The organism is Kribbella sp. NPDC051137 (assembly GCF_040682535.1).
In the GTDB taxonomy this organism is placed as follows: domain Bacteria; phylum Actinomycetota; class Actinomycetes; order Propionibacteriales; family Kribbellaceae; genus Kribbella; species Kribbella karoonensis.
The window spans coordinates 61312-80072 of record NZ_JBFBBI010000010.1 but is presented as its reverse complement, the minus strand read 5'-3'; the positions used below and the strand labels follow the sequence as shown (position 1 = coordinate 80072).

Sequence of the window (18761 nt, the reverse complement as noted above, 5' to 3'; positions counted from 1 at the left end):
TTGCTGCCAGCGAACATACCTGTTTCGCGGTCGGCCAGGGACGGGATATCGGCTCGTTGTGGACAAGCCGGCGGCTCAGCGCCCGGCGCGCGCGGCCGCCTTCAGCCGGCTCCCGCAGGACAGCCGCACCGAGTACCCGGCCGGGATGTCCAGCGGCTCGCCGGTCTGCGGGTTCCGGCCGGTACGCGGCGCGCGCAGGACCCGCTCGATGCTCAGCAGGCCGGTCAGCGACACCTTGTCACCGCGCTGCACGGCCTCGGTGACCACGTCGCCCAGCGCGTCCAGGACCTTCTCCGCCTGGTTCCGCGGGATGCCCGCCTTCTCCGCCACGCCGGTGATCAGTTCGTTCCGGTTCACGACTCTCCTCAGACTCGGTTCGCACGTCCGCGCCCACCTTAACTGAAATGATTGTCGTTAGCGAGAAGCGTGCCGTCAGAGACCGTCGCGGTCGTGCCAGTGCTGCTGCCAGCGGGCGTCGACCGCGTCGTCCGCACGCTGGTACCGGATGTCGGTGGACAAGCGCATCCCGTCGGACACGTTGTCGAGCGCCGCATGGATCGTGTGCGCGGTGTGTACGACGACGTCCCCGGCGCGATAGTTCGCGACCAGCCAGTCGGCGTCGTACTCCGTCGCCAGCGCAGGAAGGTCCGCGGTCATCGACGCCGCCGGGCGCTTCAAGCGACCGGCCGCCTCTTCGGCGATTACGCGGTGGTGGCTGCCCGCCAGGTACGTCAGTCCACCGCGGCTGACCGGGCAGTCGCCCAGCGGGATCCACGCCGACAGCACCTGGTCGCTCCCCTCCCGCAGGTACAAGAGGTCGTAGTGCGCCTGGGTCGCCGTACCGATGCCGTTCTCCCCCGGCGCCGTCTGCCGGATGATCTTCCGGCGGTGCAGGAACGGCTCCCCGTCGAGGAACCAGGCGAACCAGTCCTTCAACGCCGGCTGCCTGCAGAACGCCGCGTACTCCGGCCCAGGCACGATCTCCCCGAACAGCACCTTCCGGTACGCCGCCCTGTCCGCGGCAGCACCCGTCAGCCCGAAGTAGTACTCCCGGAACGCCCACACCACGGCGGGATCGAGCAGCCCGGTCAGGTACAGATACCCGTCCCGCCGCAGCCGCGCCCGCAGTAGCTCCCGATCCCCACGTTCCCCCTCCGGCACCGCGACCAGTTCACCCAGCCGCTCCTCATCCAGCACATACCCGTTAGACGTCAGCACACCTCCATTCCAGCCGTCCCGCTCCCCGAACGGAATGGACAGCTGAACCCGCCTCTTGGACTCTTGTGACATGCACGATTGGTCGATCTACCTGACCCCGGGCGCCGTCGAGCGCCAGCTTGGACTTTTCTGCCTGGGCACCGGCGAGCAGACCCACGACTCCCGTGCAGCACCGGAACGCGCCCTCGGCTGCCACGCCCTCGTGTGGCTCAAGGAAGGACACGGCCACCTGCTCCACGGCCCAGATCGTCAACTGCACGAGGTACGTGCGCCCGCACTGCTCACACTCTTCCCAGGCGTCCTGCACGGCTACCGTCCCGCCACCCCTTGGCGGCACGCCTGGACGCTGTTCAGCGGCCCAGCCACCGAAGCACTCACGTCGCTGGGACACCTCGACCTCAACCAACCAGTACGCCGGCACGCCGACCCGCGAGCCGTCGACCGCGCCTTCACCCGGCTGCTGCGCGTCAGCAGACAGCACAACGCGGTACAGATCACAGGCGCGCTGTACGACCTGCTGAGCCAGCAGGCGCCGCCGCAGGACGACGTCGCCGCACGGCTCGCCGAGCTCGCATGTACACCGATGAGCATCCAGGCCTACGCCAGCGCGCTGGGAATCACAATGAAGGAGCTACGCGACGCAGTACGGCGCACGACAGGCTCAACTCCGCATGAACTGATCCTGGCCACCAGACTCAGCAATGCAAAGGTTCTGCTGGCCGAGGAGGACCTGGCGGTGAGCGTGGTCGCGCGGCGGGTCGGGTACGACGATCCGGCGTACTTCAGCCGGCTCTTCACTGCCAGAGTGGGGATGTCGCCGGTCAGCTTCCGGCGCTCCGGTTCGGTCTCGGGCCGGATTTCCTCCCTTTGAAGGAGGCGCCGTCGACTTTCCGACGTGTAAAACCATTCACTGGGGTGACGTGTTTCGGGCCCAGGCACCGATACGGTCGTGGCTATGAGTGAAACGCAGCGCCTCGACCCGCGAACCGCGAACCCGCCGCCGCGCCGCCCCAAGCTGAGTTCTCGGCATTCGGGGCGCAACTGGTTCCTCCGGACCGTCGGACTGATCGTCCTGCTGTTCGTGCTCATGCTGATCGCGGTCCCGCTCTACGCGTGGAGCCGGATCGACAAGATCGACGCGATGCCGACCGGCGACCGGCCGGCCGCGACCCCGGGGACGACGTACCTGATGGTCGGGTCGGACGCCCGCGAGGACCTCACCCGCGCCGAGCGCGCCAAGCTGCACACCGGCGGTAACGCCGGCCCGCCGCGGACCGACTCGATCATGCTGATGCACGTCCCGAAGTCCGGCCCGACGGTGCTGATCAGCATCCCGCGGGACAGTGCGGTCAACATCCCCGGCGTGAGCGGCCGGCAGAAGATCAACGCCGCGTTCGGCAAGAGCCCGGCGCTGCTGATCCAGACCATCGAGAACGTCACCGGCCTGCGCATCGACCACTACGTCGAGGTCGGGTTCGGCGGCTTCGCGTCGGTCATCGACAGCATCGGCGGTATCAAGATGTGCTTGCCGAAGGCAATGGACGACAAGCTCGCGCACATCAACCTGCCGGCCGGCTGTCAGCAGCTCGACGGCCCGAACGCGCTCGGGTACGTGCGTTCCCGGCACGCGGACGGCAAGAACGACTTCGGCCGGGTCGAGCGGCAGCGCCAGATGGTCGGCGCGATCGCGAAGAAGGCCAGCTCGCCGGCGACGTTCCTGAACCCGGTCCGCTACTACAACGTGGCGACCAAGGGCGTCGACGCGCTGACCGTGGACAAGGACATGAGCCTGCTCGACTTCGTCCGGTTCGCGAACGGCATGCGGGCGATCTCGGGGAGTGGTGGCATCACACTGACGGTGCCGACCAGCAACGACAACTACCAGCTCGGCCACGGCCGCGGTGTCGCGGTGAAGTGGGACACCGAGAAGGCGAAGGCCCTGTTCGACGCGATCAAGCAGGACAAGACCAGCGGCCTGAAGAGCAGTTGACCGTCCTCGTCCATGCGGTGGTGAGCCTGGGCATGCTCATCGTCCTACCCCTCGGCCTGCCCCTCCTCCCGACGCGAACCACCAGCACCCGCTGGTGGTTCGCGTTCGCGGTTCCGGGCGCGGTGTCGCTGTGGCTGCCGCGTGGAGCGGTGTCGATCGCGCTGGCGTCGATCTACTGCGTCGGCACGCTTGTACTGATCGTGCTCGCCGCACAGCACTTCTGGCAGCACAGGAAGCTCAGTGCGCGCCAGGTCGCGCTCTACACCGCTCTGGCCACACCGTCGATCGCCGCGCTCGCCTTGGTCGCCGAGAGGTCGTCGTACGAGCTCTTCGGCTTCAACCTGACCGTGTTGTCGCTGACAGTTGCCCACTTCCACTTCGCCGGATTCACGGCAGCCCTGATGGCGTACCTCTCGGCTGACGGGCTGGCCGCCGTGAGCGTCCCGCTAGGCACAGTGATCGTCCTGCTCGGCTTCTTCCTCGGCGACCCGGTTGAGCTGGCAGGAGCCGTCGTACTGACCACGGGCATGTGGCTGGTCGGCTGGAAGCTCTGGAAGCGGTCGCGCCGCGCAGAACGCAGTACGGCGATCCTCTTGGTCGTCTCGGGATCAGTTCTGGTCGTCACGATGCTGCTGGCGGTGACCTGGGCACTGGGGCACGTGGCGGACACGCCGTACCTGCCGCTGCAGTGGATGGTCGCCACGCATGGGGTGGCGAATGCGGTTGGGTTTGGGTTGTGCGGGGTGCTGGCAATGCGACGGGAGGAGTTCGATGAAGCTGGATGACCTGGCGGGGTTGCAGTTCACGTACGACGAGGTGGGGTGCACGCAGTACGACGAGACGCCTGAGGGGTACCACCGGCTCGAGTACCGCGAGCGGCTCGGCGATGGGGACGAGGTGTTCCAGCGTGCCGCGGACGCGTTGCTGGCATGGCGGATGCAGCGGGCGGCCGGACTGCCGATGACCGCGACCGACGCACCGCCCCGGGTCGGCACCAACTCCCTGGGGCTACTGGGCCCAGGGCTCCTCAACAAGCGGCTCCGGAGCCGCTTGGGTCTTCCTGTCCCCTGTCGCGTCGTCTGGACCGTCGACGAACCAGACCGTATCGGCTTCGCCTACGGCACTCTGGAAGGCCACCCGGAGTCCGGTGAGGAGTCCTTCCTCGTCACCCGCGATGCTGGCGGCGTGTACGTCGCCATCCGTGCCTACAGCCGCCCCGCCACCTGGTACACGCGGCTGGCCGGTCCTGTCACCCGAAAGGCCCAGCACTACGCAGCCACCCGCTACGCCGCGGCCCTCCGCCGCCTGGCGACATAGCAATGGCCCCGCAAACTCATACTTTGCGGGGCCGCGACCTTTGTACCTTCCGTAGTGACACCAGCGTTTGAGCGACACGCGAACAACAGGCGACAGCCCGGGGTGCACCAGGAACCGCAGTACTGCGAGACTGTGGCGGGTGAGTCCTAAGACGTTGGCGGATCTGGTGGCGCCCGACTGGGCCGAGGCTTTGGCTCCGGTCGAAGGCACTGTGGCGCGGATGGGCGAGTTCCTGCGCGGGGAGATCGCTGCGGGCCGGGCGTACCTGCCGGCCGGCGAGAACGTACTGCGGGCCTTCCACCGCCCGCTCGCCGAGGTGAAGGTGCTCGTGGTCGGCCAGGACCCGTACCCGACGCCCGGCCACCCGGTAGGGCTGAGCTTTTCGGTCGCTCCCGACGTACGGCCGATCCCGCGCAGCCTGCAGAACATCTACCGCGAACTGATGGCGGACGTCGGCGTTCCCGCCCCGTCCAACGGCGACCTGACGCCGTGGGCCGATCAGGGCGTGCTCATGCTCAACAGAGTGCTCACCGTGCAGCCCGGGAAGTCCGGCGCACACCGCGGCAAGGGCTGGGAGTCAGTCACCGAGCAGGCCATCCACGCACTGGTGAACCGCGGCGGCCCACTGGTCGCGATCCTCTGGGGCCGTGACGCCCAGACGCTCAAGCCGATGCTGGGCAGCACGCCGTACGTCGAGAGCGCGCACCCGAGCCCGATGTCCGCGGACCGCGGGTTCTTCGGCTCCCGCCCGTTCAGCCGCGTCAACGCGCTACTGGCCGAGCAGGGCGCCGCTCCGGTGGACTGGCGCCTGCCCTAGGGCAGTCTGAGGTGCATGACGCGCTATGTGATCGATGCACCGACTCTGCTGCACCTGGTCGACGGTGAGCTGGCCGTCGCCCCACACCATCAGCTGGTCGCGCCTGCGGCGATCCGCTCGGAGGCGCTCGAGCGGCTGCTCCGCGACGTACGCCTGGGCACCCGGACCGAGAAGGAGGCCCGGCAGCTGCACACCCGGATGACCGAGCTGAAGATCCGCACCCTCGGTGACCGGATGTCCCGGTGGACGGCGTGGAAGATCGCCCGTGACCAGGACTGGGACACGCTTCGGGACGCGGAGTACGTCGCGGTCGCCCGGCTGCAGGCGGACGCGTTGATCACCGTCGATCCGGACCTCGCGGCCAAGGCCGAGGGCATCGTCCGGGTGGAACCGGTGGAGAATTTGTTCGAATGATCCATTGCAGGATCGTTCAACAATCTCCTATGGTGAGCGGAATCGCCCTGTTCCCCCGGGAGGAACCATGTGGGTTCTGCTCGCCATCGCGGTGGTGGTCGTCGGGTTCGCGCTCCGGATCAACTCGATGCTGGTCGTCACCGCGGCCGGGATCGTGGCCGGCCTGATCGGCGGCCTGTCTCCGGTCAAGATCCTGGACGCGTTCGGCAACGGCTTCGCCGGCAGCCGCTCCGTCACCGTCTTCATCGTCACGCTGCCCGTCATCGGGCTGATCGAGCGCTACGGGCTGCAGCACCAGGCCCGCAAGCTGATCAGCAAGCTCAAGGTCCTCACCACCGGCCGCCTGCTCGCCCTCTACATGGTGATCCGGCAGGGCACCGCCGCCGTCGGCCTGACCAGCATCGGCGGGTACGCGCAGGCGGTCCGGCCGCTGATCCACCCGATGGCGGCCGGCGCCGCCGAGCGCAGGTACGGCAAGCTGCCGGAGAAGATGCAGGAGAAGATCAAGGGTTTCGCGGCCAGCTCCGACACCGTCGGGGTCTTCTTCGGTGAGGACATCTTCGTCGCGGTCGGCTCGATCCTGCTGATCACCGGTTTCGTCGACACGACGTACGGCCTGAAGCTCGAGGCGATCGACATCGCGGTCTGGGCGATCCCGACCGCGATCTGCGCGCTGCTCATCCACGGCACCCGGTTGTGGCTGCTCGACCGCCAGCTGGACAAGCTCGCGGCCGAGGCGGACCTCGAGGCCGAGGAGGCCGCGCGATGATCAAGGTCGAGTGGTTCTACTGGCTGTGCGGGATCCTGTTCGTGCTGATCGCGCTGCAGGTCGTCAACGACCGCGGCAATCCGAAACGGCTCGGCAGCGCGGCGTTCTGGGGGCTGCTCGGAGTGTCCTTCGGCTACGGCACGTTCGTCGTCCACAAGCAGGCCCCTGCCTGGGTGCTCGGCCTCGCGGTGATCGCGATCGCGATCCTGGCCGGTTTCGGCTTCCCGGCGCGGGGTCAGGAACGGACGACGACGCCCGCCGAGCGGGAGCACTTCGCGAACAAGTTCGGCAACAAGCTCTTCCTGCCGGCGCTGGTGATCCCGGTCGTCGCGGCGATCTTCGGCGCGTGGCTGGCCAAGGTGAAGCTGGGCAACGGCAAGCTGCTGCTGGAGTCCGGTTCGGCGACGATCATCGGCCTCGGTGTGGCGTCGATCCTGGCGCTGATCGTCGGCATGGTGCTGTTCCGGCCGAAATCCCCGGCCGTGCCGCTGCACGAGGGCCGGCGGCTGCTCGAGCACATCGGCTGGGCCGCGATCCTGCCGCAGATGCTGGCCACCCTCGGTCTGCTGTTCACCGCGTCCGGCGTCGGCAAGGCGGTCGGCCACGTCACCAATCACCTGATCCCGAAGGGCTCGCTGATCGCCGCGGTCGCGCTGTACTGCATCGGCATGGCGATCTTCACGATCATCATGGGCAACGCGTTCGCGGCGTTCCCGGTGATGACCGCGGCGGTCGGCTGGCCGCTGTTGGTGCAGCAGTTCCACGGCACCCCTGCGGTCGTGTTCGCGATCGGGATGCTGGCCGGCTTCTGCGGCACGCTGTGTACGCCGATGGCCGCCAACTTCAACCTGGTCCCGGCGGCGCTGCTGGAGATGAAGGACCAGTACGGCCCGATCAAGGCCCAGATCCCGACCGCGATCCCCTTGCTGGCCTGCAACATCGTCCTGATGTACGTCTTCGCGTTCTGAGGAGTCTGATGAAGTACGCCGCCGCGTGGGCCGGCATCGCCTGCCAGGTACTCGACACCACCTACCCGTACGCCACCCAGCACGCATCCGCCGGTCCGGACGACGTGGACGTGACGCCGGATCGTCTGCACCCCGCGTTCCACGGGTCGTACGACTGGCACTCCAGCGTGCACATGCAGTGGTCCCTGGTCCGGTTGCTGACGCTGGCACCGGACGAGGTCGGCCCACGCCCGGCGGAGCTGCTGAACAAGCGCCTGACACCGGAGGCCATTGCTGTCGAGGCTGCCTACCTGCGAGCGCGTCCGTCGTACGAGCGTCCGTATGGATGGGCGTGGGCCGCCATGCTCGTTGCTGCCGCGCGTGACACCCCTTGGGCTGCGGCGCTTGCTCCGCTGGGTGAGGTGATCGCGGACCTAGTACTGGCGTGGCTGCCGAAGCAGGCGTACCCGGTGCGGCACGGCGTACATCTCAACTCGGCTTTTGCACTCGCCCTGCTGCATGAGGCGTACGGCGTGCTGGGGCGGGCGGATGTGGTGGAGGCGGTCCGGACACGCGCGTTGGAGTGGTACGGCGAGGACACGGCGTACGACACGTGCTTCGAACCGTCCGGGACTGACTTCTTGTCGCCGGCGTTGTCCGAAGCCGAGCTGATGCGGCGGGTGCTGTCGGACGCGGAGTTCCGGAGCTGGCTGGCTGCGTTTCTGCCTGGGCTGGGTGTTGACGCACACCAGCACCTGCTGGAGGTGCCGGTCACCGACGACTCTGGTGATGGGCAGTTGGCACATCTGGGTGGGCTGGCGTTGTCGCGGGCCTGGCAGCTGCGGACGATTGCTCCCGCACTGCCGGAGGTCGCCGACGTGCTGCGGGCCGGGGCCGATCGTCAGGTCGACGCAGTACTGCCGACCGTGACGGACGGGGACTTCATGTCGACGCACTGGCTGGTCTCGTTCGCCTTGCTCGCCGACCAGGCGTATTGACACCTTCGCTCGTCCGCCGTACCGTCTCGCGCTAATAGGAAACTTTCCTAACAGTCTGGACGTTCAGCGCGCCGAGTACCCGCGGGCGGCGAAGGGAGGCAGGGTTGGCTCATGGCCACGACACCCGGAACGCCGCGCCTGCTGCGCGCGATGAACGACCGCGCCGCCCTGGACCTGCTGCTCAGCCAGGGACCGCTCTCCCGGACCACGCTGGGCAACCTGACCGGGCTGTCCAAACCGACCGCGTCGCAGCTGCTCGCCCGCCTGGAAGCGGCCGGACTGGTGCGCCCGAGCGGTACCACCGCCGGCCGGCCAGGGCCGAACGCGCAGCTGTACGAGATCAACGGCGAGATCGCGTACGTCGCGGGGCTGGACGTCACGCCGACGCGGATCCGGGCCGCGGTCGCCGATCTGACCGGGAACGTGGTGGGCCGCTACGAGCTGGCCACCCCGGGCCGCAGCGCCAAGGGCACGGTCGACCGGGTCGTGAAGGCGATCGAGGGTGCCGCGGGCGAGGCCGGGCTGAGCCGGGAGCGGCTGCGCCGGGTCTCGATCGGCACACCGGGCGGTTTCGACCCGACCACCGGCCGGCTGCGGTACGCGACCCACCTCCCGGGCTGGCACGCCCCGCACCTGCTCGAGGAGCTGGCCGCGGCGATCGCCGTACCGCTGGAGGTCGAGAACGACGTCAACCTGGCCGCCGTCGCCGAGCAACGGGTCGGCCACGCCCAGAACCACGAGAACTTCGTGCTGCTCTGGGGCGAGGAGGGCATCGGCGCCGCGATCGTCATCAACGGCCGCCTGCACCGCGGCGCGACCGGCGGCGCCGGCGAGGTCGCGTTCCTGCCGCTTCCGGGTACGCCGCTGGTCCGCGACGTCGGCCGCAACAACGCCGGCGGCTTCCAGGAGCTGGCCGGTGGCGAACCGGTCCTCGAGCTCGCCCGTGAACACGGCATGAAGGCCCGTACGGCGGAGGCCGCGATCGCGGTCGCGCTGCAGACCGAGGGCGCCGGCGACGCCGTACTGAACGAGTTCGCGCACCGGCTCGCGGTCGGCCTGGCCGCCATCGTCGCGGTCGTCGACCCGGAGCTGATCGTGCTGGCCGGCGGCGTCATCACCGCGGGCGGCGAACGCCTACGCGGGCTGGTCCAGGACGAGCTCGCCGAGCTCGCCGTGCCCCGGCCGCAGCTGTTGATGACCGCGATCAGCATCGACCCCGTGCTCTCCGGAGCACTGCAGTCCGCATTGAGCACCACCCGCGACGAGGTCTTCGACACCGCGGGTCCACCGATCCTGTAGGAGACCAAGGTGAAACTCGCAGTCGTCGGTGGCGGATCCACCTATACGCCCGAGCTGGTTGACGGGTTCGCTCGGCTGCGGGACACGTTGCCGGTGTCGGAGCTGGTGCTGGTCGATCCCGCGGCCGACCGGCTGAACCTCGTCGGCGGGTTGGCGCGCCGGATCTTCGCCAAACAGGGACATGCGGGTCGTGTGATCACCACCTCCGACCTGGACGCGGGTATCGACGGCGCCGACGCAGTACTGCTGCAGCTGCGCGTCGGCGGACAGACCGCGCGCAACGAGGACGAGACGTGGCCGTTGGAGTGCGGCTGCGTCGGCCAGGAGACCACGGGCGCCGGCGGGCTCGCCAAGGCGCTACGGACGGTCCCTGTCGTGTTGGACATCGCGGAACGCGTACGGCGTACCAACCCGGATGCGTGGATCATCGACTTCACCAACCCGGTGGGGATCGTGACACGGGCGCTGCTGTCGCACGGGCACAAGGCTGTGGGGCTGTGTAACGTGGCGATCGGCTTCCAGCGCCGGTTCGCCGCTCTCTTGGGAGTCACGCCGGAGGAGGTGTCGCTGGATCACGTCGGGTTGAACCATCTGACCTGGGAACGCGCCGTACGCGTCAACGGCGAGGACATGCTGCCTCAGCTACTGGGGAAGCACCTCACCGACATCGCGGACGACCTTCACCTCCCGGCTGACGTCGTACAGCAGCTGGGCGTCGTACCGTCGTACTACTTGCGCTACTACTACCAGCACGACGCGGTAGTGCAGGAGTTGCTCCACAAGCCCTCACGCGCAGCCGAGGTCGCTGCGCTCGAGAAGGAGCTGCTGGACATGTACGCCGACCCGCAGCTCGACGAGAAGCCCGCACTGCTCGAGAAGCGGGGCGGGGCGTACTACTCGGAGGCCGCCGTCGCGCTGGCGTCCTCCTTGCTCAACGACACCGGCGACATACAAGTGGTCAATACGCTCAACAACGGTACGTTCTCCTTCCTCGCTGACGACGCCGTGATCGAAGTACCGGCCACAGTGAACGCGCAGGGGGCTCAGCCGGCGGCGGTGTCCCCGCTGGAGCCGCTGTACGCCGGACTCGTCGCACATGTGACGGCGTACGAAGACCTTGCTCTGCAGGCAGCAGTGCACGGTGGCGCAGACCGCGTGTTCCGCGCGTTGCTGGCCCATCCGCTCGTCGGACAGATCTCGATCGCACAGGAACTCACGGACAAGCTGCTGGCGCACAACAAGGCGTACCTGCCGTGGGCGCGCTAGTCCCGGGCGGCGTGCTCGCCTTCGACGCCGGCAACAGTAAGACCGACGTCGCACTGGTCGCCGCTGATGGCACAGTGCTCGGCACGGCGCGTGGCGGCGGGTTCGAGCCGCAGAAGATCGGCCCTGCTGCCGCAGTGGACGGGCTGGAGCCGCTTGTCCGTACTGCGGCCGCGGCGGCTGGACTGCACGTCGGCGACGTACCCGTGGTGCAACAGCTGTCCGCATGCCTCGCCAACGCGGACCTTCCCATCGAGGTCGAGCAACTGACCGCCGTGTTGGAGGAGCGCGGCTGGGCGGAGTCCGTGTACGTCGCCAACGACACGTTCGCGCTGCTGCGATCCGGAGTGGACGAGCCGCGCGGTGTCGCCGTGGTGTGCGGCGCAGGGATCAACTGCTCCGGGATGTTGCCGGACGGCCGTACCGCACGGTTCCCGGCGCTGGGGAAGCTGACCGGCGACTGGGGCGGCGGCGCCCAACTGGCCGAGGAGGCCTTCTGGTCGGCGTCCCGTGCCGCGGACGGGCGCGGTCCGGCGACCGCGCTGGTGACCGCGTTGTCGCTGCACTTCGGCAAGCCGTCGCTGAACGCGGTGATCGAGGCCTTCCACTTCGGCGAGCTGCCCTCGGATCGGCAGCTCGAGGCTGTGCCGGTGCTCTTCCAGGTCGCGACCGCCGGAGATATCGTTGCCCTAGGCATCGTTCAGCAGCAGGCCGCGGAGATCGTCGCGATGGCGTCCAGCGCGTTGCGGCGGCTCGACCTGCTCGCTGAGCCGGTGACCGTCGTACTCGGCGGCGGCGTCCTCACCGCCCGGCACCCGGTACTCCTCGACCGGGTCACCCGGTTGCTCGCCGACGTCGCCCCGAAGGCGGTACCGCGGGTGGTCGACGTTCCGCCCGTGGTCGGTGCGGCGTTGCTCGGACTTGATCACACCGCGGCCGGAGCCGCGGCTCAGGAGCGCTTACGCGCAGGGTTCGCGCCGTCTCCTGCCGCTTGACATTGCAGACATGTTGCAGCGACATCGGCGGCAAACTCCCGGGTGCGATCTGGCGTCCTACTCAGTAGGACCACATCCACTCGGGAGGTCGATGATGATTCGAAGGATCATGGGTCTTGGCGCCACGACGGCTCTGGCGGTGACCGCACCGCTCGTCCTCACAGGCGCGACGCCGGCCAACGCCGGTACGACAGCCACGTGCGCCGGCTCGGTGGCCGGTGTCTCCGCGACGACGTACGCCGACCGGCTCGTCCGCGCCTGGGGCAGCGGCAACACGGCGGCCGCCAACTGCTATGCCTCGACAACCACCTCACGCACGCTCTTCGGGCAGGCGACGCCGGGCGGGATCCACTGGCGCCGCGTCTCCACCGAAGGTGCGGCGGGGACCATCTATGTGACGTACCACGACGACGCACGCGGCGGGAATCTCACGATCGGCGTACAGAACGTCGGGCTGCGCGGCGCCGGCGGCTGGCATGCGGCGTACACCGCCAGGTTCAGCAACGAGCCGAAGGCGTGGAACGCGGTGCAGTGGTCGGACAACCTGGTCCGCGCGTGGGGCCGCGGCGACGCGAAGTGGACCGCGTACTACGCGACACCGGCCGCCGTGCGGAGCCTGCACACGGTAGCTGCCAGGGGTGGTTCGCACTGGACGCGGATCGGCACCGAGGGTGCGGCCGGTACGACGTACGTGACCTACCGGAACGACGTCACCCGGCACACGCTGGTGATCGGGGTGTCGAACGTCGGCCTGTCGCAGGGCGACGCGCATGCGGCGTACACGGTGCGATACCACTGACCGCTTGAGCTCGGTCTGCATTGATGTAATCATGATTACATGAGTACGCAGACCGAGCAGGAAAAGGTGCGGGGCTGGCTGACCGGGCGGTTGCCGGGCGACTGGTTCGACGGTGAGACCGAGCTGTCGATCGATCGGGACGAGATCCTGATCGTCGGCCGGATCCCCGCACCCGAGCAGAACAAGGACGTCAGCGCCGCCGAGCGCTCCGCCGCCGAGGAAGGCCGGATCAAGCAGTTCCGCGAGGACACCCGCGAACGCCGGATCGAGATCGCCCGCGAGCTCGAACACGCCGCCCGCCGCAAGGTCGCCTGGGGTGTCCGCTGCGGCGACACCAGGACCGTCTTCACGTCGCTGTCCGCCCCCGTGATGACGCGGCTCCGCCAGCCCGAACGCCAGGTCCTCGACACCCTCGTCGACGCCGGCGTGGCCCGCTCCCGCAGCGACGCCCTCGGCTGGTGCGTCAAACTCGTCGCCCAGCACAGCGAAAGCTGGCTGTCCGACCTCCGCACCGCCATGACCAAGGTCGAAGACGTCCGCCGCGCCGGCCCCGACAAGAGCTGAACACAGGCGACGGGCGGCAACCCATGGGATTGCCGCCCGCCTGGGGAACAGTTACTGGCCCTGTTGCCAGTTGCCGTTCTGGGGGTTGCCGTTGGACCAGCCGGCGCTGTGGGCGGCCGGGTGCTGCTCAGGCTGCTGCTGGTAGCCGCCCTCGTAGTTGCCCTGGTAGCCGGTGCCCTGGGCCGGGTACTCCGCCGTACCGTTGGAGCCCATGGTGGTCGGGTCCGCGGCCGGCTTCTGGATGTTGTCCTTCGAGAACAGGTTGCCCAGCGCCCGGCCGGCCATCTCGCGGCCCCCGAGACCGAAAGCGAGGCCGAGAGCGAGTGCGCCACCCGCGAGCACGATCAGCAGCGTGTTGCCGGTCAGCTGGACCGCGACACCGAGCTGGGTGAGGGCGGCGAACGCGGCGTACACCAGGACGGCGTACCGCGCCACCTTGGCCAGGGTCTCGTTGCCGGTGGCACCGCGGATGATCGCGGCCAGGAAGTTCGCGAACAGCGCCGCCAGGCAGACGATCACGATCGCGGCGAAGATCCGCGGGATGTAGCCGAGCATGTCGCTCATGAAGTTCGAGATCTCCGGCACGCCGAGCGCGGAGGCGAACATCGTGAAGCTGATCAGGAACACGAACCAGAACACGACCTTGCCCAGCATCGCCGAAGCGGTCAGCCCCGTGCCCGACCGTTGCAGCACACCGGAGACGCCGGCCCGTTCCATCCAGTTGTCGAACCCGACCCGACCGAGAAGTTTGCCGACGAGTTTGCCGAGCACCTTGGCGACGAAGTAGCCGACAACCAGGATGACCAGGCCGCCCAGCAGGTTCGGGATGAACGACAGCAGTTTGCTGAACGCATCCTCGAACGGCTGGGTGAAGTCAATCGCTAACGCTGACATTCGGATGACCTTTCAGGACTGGCCCGCATCCGCTGTCGGCGCATAACTGCCCCAACCCCGGCACGGGCGGATGCAGTGGTGTCCAGTATGACTGTTACCCGCTGATGCCCGAGGCAAACAACGCCTTTCGGCGAGGCGGGCAACGAAAAGTGTTTGCGTAAGGCAATCACCATGGCGGTACTTCGGTCCTTACCCCGGCGGCTGAACCGCTTCAGCCGTTTGCGATCCTGGGTCCATGAACGACCTCGTGATCCGCCGCGCCACCGCCGCCGACGTTGCCCCGATCGTCACGATGATCGCCGACGACCAACTCGGCGCCACCCGTGAGTCGACCGCCGACCTGACGCCGTACCTGGCCGCGTTCGAACAGATCGACACCGATCCCAACCAGCTCCTCGTAGTTGCCGAACGCAACGACGAGGTGATCGGCACGCTGCAGCTCACGATCATCCCCGGCCTCTCCCGCCGCGGCTCCACCCGCGGCCTGATCGAAGCCGTCCGGGTAGCCCGCACCGCCCGCGGCGCCGGCCTCGGCACCACCCTCATCCAGTGGGCCGTCGAGGAATCCCGCACCCGCGGCTGCACCCTCGTCCAACTCACCTCGGACAAGTCCCGCACCGACGCCCACCGCTTCTACACCAACCTAGGCTTCGAAAACACCCACGAAGGCTTCAAACTCAAGCTCAGCTGAGATTGCTGGCAGCCGCCGGCTTCGTCCAGGTGTTGCAGTCCCGCGGCCCGCGCACGGCGAATCCGCGCTTCAGCCAGTCGAGGAAGTGGTCCGCGCTCCCGCTGGGCGTATACCCGGGGTGACCGAACTGGGCCAGTCGCTCACCCTTCAGCCGAAGTGTCTCCCGGTTCGCCCCGAAGAACGCGGCGGCGAAGCAGTGCGCCTGCATCTCGTGGCGGTCCTGTTCACCCCGTTGCGCGTCCGGCTCCGCAGCCCAGTACTTCTGTGCGTAGCCGCTCGTCAGCCCAGTCAGTTGCTGCACGTGGTGGCCGTACTCATGCGCCATCAGGTACTGAACCGAAGCACGACCACCCTCTTGATCCTGCGCCTCCTTGACGATATAGCGCGGCCAGTTGAAGTAGATGCTGCGCGTCTCATCGCAGTAGAGGGCTGCAACCTTGCTCTCCATCACGCCGCACCCTGACTTGCTGCCGGTCGGGGCCGAGTACACCGCCACCACCGGACTGAAGCTGAAGTGCACCCGCTGGAGAACTGGCGCCCACGCCCGGTCGAGACAGCGCACGAAGGCAGTCGCGTAGCGGATGATCGCCTGCTTGGTCGCCAGTCGCGCGGTCGGAGTGGTGCATCTGACGGCGTCCACCTGTCCGGCCTTGTAAAGACTGTTCCCCATCAAGGACGGATCCGGCAGCGGCACGTACGCCGTCGTCGGCGATCCGACCGGTGACGGAGACGGCGACTGCGATGGCGTCGGCGCGGCCTGTTGCTGTGCACAACCGGCGAGGAGCAGCGCAACCAGGAGGATCGCCGTATGTCGCATCTCAGCTGACTCGTTTCGCGGGGGCGGCCCACGTGTTGCAGGCGGAGGGGGACTTGGCGGCGAAGCCGGCCTTGGACCAGAGCTTGTTGTTCTTGTCGGAGCCGTGGTCGTGGTCGCCGAAGTAGGCCGCGTCCTCGTAGCCGTCGAGGCGGTCGCCGTGCAGGTCGAGCGTGTTCTGGTTCGCGCCGAGAAAGGCGGCGGCCAGACAGGATGCCTGGAGCTCGAGGCGGCGGCCCCGTTCCAGGCTGTCATCGTCGTCCGCCATGATGCCGACCAACTGCTGGACATGATGTCCGAACTCGTGAGCCAGCACGAACAGCAGGTACGCCGACTCGTACGGCCGATCGTCGGGGCTCTCCTCGACGTGCTGGGTCCAGTCGAGGTAGATGTCCGAGTCGTCCGGGCAGTAGAACGCGTCGTCGCCGCCGTCGAACTCGCCGCAGCCAGTCTGTGCGCCCACCGTCACGACGTACAGCGCGGTCGGTGAGAAGCTGGCATCCGCCCGCTCGACAACTGGCGTCCAGGCGCGCTCAAGACATCCGAGCATCGCGTCCGCGGACAGCTGTATGTCGCTGTGCGTCTTCAACGGCCTGTCCGGCACATGGCAAGGCACCGCAGGCACCTGCCCCGCGGCGTACAGCTGGTTGTGCACCAGGTCGGCGTCTTCCAACAACGTGTAGGACGGGCCGGCAGTCGAGGTTTGCGGCGCTGCTTCCGGCGTGCCGACCGCGGCGATGCAGGCACCGGCCGCCGCCAGGAGTCCGATCACCGTGACTGCCCGGCGCATGGGTCAGCTGACCCGTTTGGCGGGGGCGGTGAAGGTGTTGCAGGTGGCGGGGGTGGTGGAGGTGAAGGCTCGGGTGGTCCAGTAGGAGTGGTTCTTGCGGGAGCCGTGGTCGCGGACCTTGCTGTACTCGTCGCCGACGTGGCTGACGACCCAGCGCCAGTACCTGAGGCGGACGCCGGACAGGCCGAACGTGCGCTTGTTCGCGCCGAGGAAGGCGGCGCCGAGGCAGCTGGCCTGGAGTTCCTTGCGGCGCATCACCTCCAGCTGGCGGGCCTCGGACTTGCCGCGCATGAGTTCGTCGTACAGCGTGAGGATCCCGACCGAGTACTGGACGTGGTGGCCGTACTCGTGGGCCAGCAGCTGCTCGAAGTTGACCAGGTTGAACTCCTGGTCCTTCGAGTCGAGGTAGATGTCTGTGTCGAAGCAGATCTTCCCGGTGAAGCCGCTGAAGTAGTAGAACGCGTCGGCGTTGCCCGGCGGGTCTGTGCAGGCGGGCGTGGCTTTCGGGTGGCGTGCGCTGTACGGGATCAGCTCGACCGATGCCTGGACCGCGTCCGCCTTCGCCACGACCGGATCCCAGGCCTTGTTCATGCAGGCGACAAAAACGTTGCCGTAGGCCACCAGACCGGCCTTCGTGGTCAGCCGCGGCCGCGGCAACACGCATCGCACCGCCGGCACCCGGCCGGCCGTGTAGAGCTTGTTGTGTACGACGAGGCTCGTCAGGTCGATGCTCAACGGCGACGAAGGCGTCGTCGCCTTCGTCCGAGTCGGCGTTGGTGTCACCGTCGGAGTAGGCGTGGGCGTCGCCGTCACCGCCGGCGTCGGTACGGCGGCCGGCTCCGTCCGCGCGCAGCCGGTCGCCGCCAGTACTACGAGCGCCACCAGCGCCCCGACCCGGCGCATCAACTGACCTTGGCGGCCGAAGCCGTGAACGTGTTGCAGTCCTTGGGGTTGGCCGAGTCGAAGGCGGGACCGGACCAGGCCCAGTTGCTCTTCCGGGAGCCGTGGTCGCGGACCTTCTTCGGGTTGTACTCGTCGCCGGAGTGCTGCGCCTCCCACTGCCAGAGCTTCAGCTTGTCGCCGGACAGGCCGAGGGACTTCTTGTTGGCGCCGAGGAAGGCCGCGCCGAAGCAGGTCGCCTGCAGTTCGCGGCGGCGGGCCCATTCGAGCTTCATCGCCTTCGACTTCGTCCAGCCCTCACGGGAGAACGACGCGGTGATCATCTCGGTCATCTGCTGGACGTGGTGGCCGTACTCGTGGGCCATCGTGTCGAGCATCCACACCCGCGCGGCCTGCGGCTCGGCCTTGTAGTACTTGAGGTCTTCCTTCCAGCTGATGTTGATGCTCTCGTCGGCGCTGCAGTAGTACGCCGTGTCCGACTCGCCGGTGCAGTCCTCGTCGTCGGTGACCTGGCTGGTCTGCAGCTTCACCTTCGGCGACCGGAAGTCGTACCCGGCCTTCTTCACGATCGGCGCCCACGCGTTGTTCAGGCAGGGCAGCAGCGCCTGGTAGTAGCGCAGGATCGTGGACTGCGAGTTCGGCTTGATGGCCGGCTCCTTGCAGCTCACCGACACGACGCCGCCGGCCGTGTAGATCTTGTTCTTCTGCAGTCGCACCATGTCCGGGATGCCCTGCACCGTGACCGTCACGGTGGGGTCCGGCGGGACCGGGATCGGCGCCTCCGACTTCTTGACCGACGGCTGCGAGAGCGGGCGCTGGAGGCCGTACGAGTCGACGAGCTTGAAGCCGCCGACGGCTGCACCCGTCAGCATGACGACGACCAGGACCGAGAGGCCGGCGATGATCGGCCGTGAGTACTGGCGTGGTGGTTTCAGCGGCGGCGGCTCGGCGGTGAACTGGGCGCCGGAGCGGGACGGGTTCGAGTGCCAGCCGCTCGGGCGCGGACCGCCGGGGCGGCGGGTGCCGGTGAGCGGGGTGTACGGGGTGCCGGTGAGCGGTGCGGTCGGCGGGCCGCTGTAGTCGCTCTCGGTGCCGGGCTCGGTCGGCAGCGGGCGGGCCTTCCGGCGTACGGACGAGTCGTCGTACGCCACCGGGCGCGCCTTGCCGAGACCGACGGGCTGCGCGGTCTTCAGGGTCAGCGGCTGGGATCCGGCGGGCGGCTCGCCGGTACTGAAGTGGCCCGGCTTCGGGACGGAGTCAGGCATCGATCGTTCCCATCTTG

22 protein-coding genes are annotated in these 18761 nt (G+C 68.3%); 15 read left to right on the top strand and 7 right to left on the bottom strand.

The window, feature by feature from the left end:
• Positions 1 to 75: 75 nt before the first annotated feature.
• The gene (locus tag AB0M51_RS41695; RefSeq protein WP_344199682.1) at positions 76 to 357 is read right to left on the bottom strand and encodes an HU family DNA-binding protein; all 282 of its coding nucleotides are present in this window, start codon (positions 355 to 357) and stop codon (positions 76 to 78) included.
• A 75-nt stretch (positions 358 to 432) separates the two neighbouring features.
• Complete coding sequence (locus tag AB0M51_RS41690; RefSeq protein ID WP_344199683.1) at positions 433 to 1218, bottom strand: phytanoyl-CoA dioxygenase family protein; 786 nt, start codon at positions 1216 to 1218, stop codon at positions 433 to 435.
• A gap of 70 nt (positions 1219 to 1288) precedes the next feature.
• Between AB0M51_RS41690 and AB0M51_RS41685 the strand changes: the two genes are divergently transcribed.
• The 14 genes from AB0M51_RS41685 to AB0M51_RS41620 all read left to right on the top strand — a co-directional run bounded on the left by AB0M51_RS41685 (position 1289) and on the right by AB0M51_RS41620 (position 13390).
• Positions 1289 to 2089, top strand: a complete 801-nt coding sequence (locus tag AB0M51_RS41685) for an AraC family transcriptional regulator (RefSeq protein WP_344199685.1) — start codon at positions 1289 to 1291, stop codon at positions 2087 to 2089.
• Positions 2090 to 2173: 84 nt separating this feature from the next.
• Positions 2174 to 3208 carry an LCP family protein gene (locus AB0M51_RS41680; protein WP_344199687.1) on the top strand — a complete coding sequence of 345 codons (1035 nt, stop codon included), beginning with the start codon at positions 2174 to 2176 and terminating at the stop codon, positions 3206 to 3208.
• On the top strand, positions 3205 to 3993 hold the full coding sequence (locus AB0M51_RS41675; protein ID WP_344199690.1) for a YndJ family protein: 789 nt from the start codon (positions 3205 to 3207) through the stop codon (positions 3991 to 3993). Before AB0M51_RS41680 ends, AB0M51_RS41675 begins: the two co-directional genes overlap by 4 nt.
• Positions 3980 to 4525: a DUF1990 domain-containing protein gene (locus AB0M51_RS41670; protein WP_344199692.1), complete on the top strand. Its 546-nt coding sequence runs from the start codon at positions 3980 to 3982 to the stop codon at positions 4523 to 4525. The genes AB0M51_RS41675 and AB0M51_RS41670 overlap by 14 nt, the downstream gene beginning before the upstream one ends.
• Positions 4526 to 4664: 139 nt before the next feature.
• On the top strand, positions 4665 to 5342 hold the full coding sequence (locus tag AB0M51_RS41665; protein ID WP_344199695.1) for a uracil-DNA glycosylase: 678 nt from the start codon (positions 4665 to 4667) through the stop codon (positions 5340 to 5342).
• Between the two features lie 15 nt (positions 5343 to 5357).
• Positions 5358 to 5756 carry a hypothetical protein gene (locus AB0M51_RS41660; protein WP_344199698.1) on the top strand — a complete coding sequence of 133 codons (399 nt, stop codon included), beginning with the start codon at positions 5358 to 5360 and terminating at the stop codon, positions 5754 to 5756.
• A gap of 67 nt (positions 5757 to 5823) precedes the next feature.
• Positions 5824 to 6525, top strand: a complete 702-nt coding sequence (locus AB0M51_RS41655; protein WP_344199700.1) for a DUF969 domain-containing protein — start codon at positions 5824 to 5826, stop codon at positions 6523 to 6525.
• Complete coding sequence (locus AB0M51_RS41650; RefSeq protein WP_344199702.1) at positions 6522 to 7493, top strand: DUF979 domain-containing protein; 972 nt, start codon at positions 6522 to 6524, stop codon at positions 7491 to 7493. Before AB0M51_RS41655 ends, AB0M51_RS41650 begins: the two co-directional genes overlap by 4 nt.
• Positions 7494 to 7501: 8 nt before the next feature.
• Positions 7502 to 8470, top strand: a complete 969-nt coding sequence (locus AB0M51_RS41645; protein ID WP_363754397.1) for a DUF2891 family protein — start codon at positions 7502 to 7504, stop codon at positions 8468 to 8470.
• A gap of 111 nt (positions 8471 to 8581) precedes the next feature.
• Positions 8582 to 9769, top strand: a complete 1188-nt coding sequence (locus AB0M51_RS41640) for an ROK family transcriptional regulator (protein WP_363754394.1) — start codon at positions 8582 to 8584, stop codon at positions 9767 to 9769.
• A 9-nt stretch (positions 9770 to 9778) separates the two neighbouring features.
• Positions 9779 to 11035 (top strand): 6-phospho-beta-glucosidase, encoded by a 1257-nt coding sequence (locus AB0M51_RS41635; RefSeq protein ID WP_363754391.1) that lies wholly within the window; start codon positions 9779 to 9781, stop codon positions 11033 to 11035.
• Positions 11023 to 12027, top strand: a complete 1005-nt coding sequence (locus AB0M51_RS41630; RefSeq protein ID WP_363754388.1) for a BadF/BadG/BcrA/BcrD ATPase family protein — start codon at positions 11023 to 11025, stop codon at positions 12025 to 12027. Before AB0M51_RS41635 ends, AB0M51_RS41630 begins: the two co-directional genes overlap by 13 nt.
• Positions 12028 to 12118: 91 nt before the next feature.
• The gene (locus tag AB0M51_RS41625) at positions 12119 to 12826 is read left to right on the top strand and encodes a hypothetical protein (RefSeq protein ID WP_363754385.1); all 708 of its coding nucleotides are present in this window, start codon (positions 12119 to 12121) and stop codon (positions 12824 to 12826) included.
• 39 nt (positions 12827 to 12865) lie between these two features.
• Positions 12866 to 13390, top strand: a complete 525-nt coding sequence (locus AB0M51_RS41620) for a hypothetical protein (protein WP_344199718.1) — start codon at positions 12866 to 12868, stop codon at positions 13388 to 13390.
• Between the two features lie 51 nt (positions 13391 to 13441).
• On the opposite strand, the gene AB0M51_RS41615 is transcribed toward AB0M51_RS41620, so the two are convergent.
• Positions 13442 to 14284: a hypothetical protein gene (locus AB0M51_RS41615; RefSeq protein WP_344199720.1), complete on the bottom strand. Its 843-nt coding sequence runs from the start codon at positions 14282 to 14284 to the stop codon at positions 13442 to 13444.
• A gap of 235 nt (positions 14285 to 14519) precedes the next feature.
• On the opposite strand from AB0M51_RS41615, the gene AB0M51_RS41610 reads away from it, so the two are divergent.
• Positions 14520 to 14975, top strand: coding sequence for a GNAT family N-acetyltransferase (locus AB0M51_RS41610; RefSeq protein ID WP_344199722.1), 456 nt, complete (start codon positions 14520 to 14522; stop codon positions 14973 to 14975).
• On the opposite strand, the gene AB0M51_RS41605 is transcribed toward AB0M51_RS41610, so the two are convergent.
• The 4 genes from AB0M51_RS41605 to AB0M51_RS41590 all read right to left on the bottom strand — a co-directional run bounded on the left by AB0M51_RS41605 (position 14968) and on the right by AB0M51_RS41590 (position 18744).
• A complete protein-coding gene (locus tag AB0M51_RS41605) occupies positions 14968 to 15669 on the bottom strand; it encodes a neutral zinc metallopeptidase (protein WP_344199725.1) in 702 nt (233 codons plus the stop codon). The genes AB0M51_RS41610 and AB0M51_RS41605 overlap by 8 nt on opposite strands.
• 124 nt (positions 15670 to 15793) lie before the next feature.
• Positions 15794 to 16561: a neutral zinc metallopeptidase gene (locus tag AB0M51_RS41600; protein WP_344199727.1), complete on the bottom strand. Its 768-nt coding sequence runs from the start codon at positions 16559 to 16561 to the stop codon at positions 15794 to 15796.
• A 21-nt stretch (positions 16562 to 16582) separates the two neighbouring features.
• A complete protein-coding gene (locus AB0M51_RS41595; RefSeq protein ID WP_344199729.1) occupies positions 16583 to 17482 on the bottom strand; it encodes a neutral zinc metallopeptidase in 900 nt (299 codons plus the stop codon).
• Positions 17482 to 18744, bottom strand: coding sequence for a neutral zinc metallopeptidase (locus AB0M51_RS41590; protein WP_344199732.1), 1263 nt, complete (start codon positions 18742 to 18744; stop codon positions 17482 to 17484). Before AB0M51_RS41590 ends, AB0M51_RS41595 begins: the two co-directional genes overlap by 1 nt.
• Positions 18745 to 18761 lie beyond the last annotated feature (17 nt).

Excerpts from the sequence above, each read along its gene's own strand:
- AB0M51_RS41670 (WP_344199692.1), top strand. The coding sequence starts at position 3,980 with ATGAAGCTGGATGACCTGGCGGGGTTGCAGTTCACGTACGACGAGGTG.
- AB0M51_RS41620 (WP_344199718.1), top strand. The coding sequence starts at position 12,866 with ATGAGTACGCAGACCGAGCAGGAAAAGGTGCGGGGCTGGCTGACCGGG.
- AB0M51_RS41650 (WP_344199702.1), top strand. The coding sequence starts at position 6,522 with ATGATCAAGGTCGAGTGGTTCTACTGGCTGTGCGGGATCCTGTTCGTG.
- AB0M51_RS41610 (WP_344199722.1), top strand. The coding sequence starts at position 14,520 with ATGAACGACCTCGTGATCCGCCGCGCCACCGCCGCCGACGTTGCCCCG.
- AB0M51_RS41680 (WP_344199687.1), top strand. The coding sequence starts at position 2,174 with ATGAGTGAAACGCAGCGCCTCGACCCGCGAACCGCGAACCCGCCGCCG.
- AB0M51_RS41685 (WP_344199685.1), top strand. The coding sequence starts at position 1,289 with ATGCACGATTGGTCGATCTACCTGACCCCGGGCGCCGTCGAGCGCCAG.
- AB0M51_RS41625 (WP_363754385.1), top strand. The coding sequence starts at position 12,119 with ATGATGATTCGAAGGATCATGGGTCTTGGCGCCACGACGGCTCTGGCG.
- AB0M51_RS41660 (WP_344199698.1), top strand. The coding sequence starts at position 5,358 with ATGACGCGCTATGTGATCGATGCACCGACTCTGCTGCACCTGGTCGAC.
- AB0M51_RS41640 (WP_363754394.1), top strand. The coding sequence starts at position 8,582 with ATGGCCACGACACCCGGAACGCCGCGCCTGCTGCGCGCGATGAACGAC.
- AB0M51_RS41595 (WP_344199729.1), bottom strand. The coding sequence starts at position 17,482 with ATGCGCCGGGTCGGGGCGCTGGTGGCGCTCGTAGTACTGGCGGCGACC.
- AB0M51_RS41590 (WP_344199732.1), bottom strand. The coding sequence starts at position 18,744 with ATGCCTGACTCCGTCCCGAAGCCGGGCCACTTCAGTACCGGCGAGCCG.
- AB0M51_RS41655 (WP_344199700.1), top strand. The coding sequence starts at position 5,824 with ATGTGGGTTCTGCTCGCCATCGCGGTGGTGGTCGTCGGGTTCGCGCTC.
- AB0M51_RS41615 (WP_344199720.1), bottom strand. The coding sequence starts at position 14,284 with ATGTCAGCGTTAGCGATTGACTTCACCCAGCCGTTCGAGGATGCGTTC.
- AB0M51_RS41645 (WP_363754397.1), top strand. The coding sequence starts at position 7,502 with ATGAAGTACGCCGCCGCGTGGGCCGGCATCGCCTGCCAGGTACTCGAC.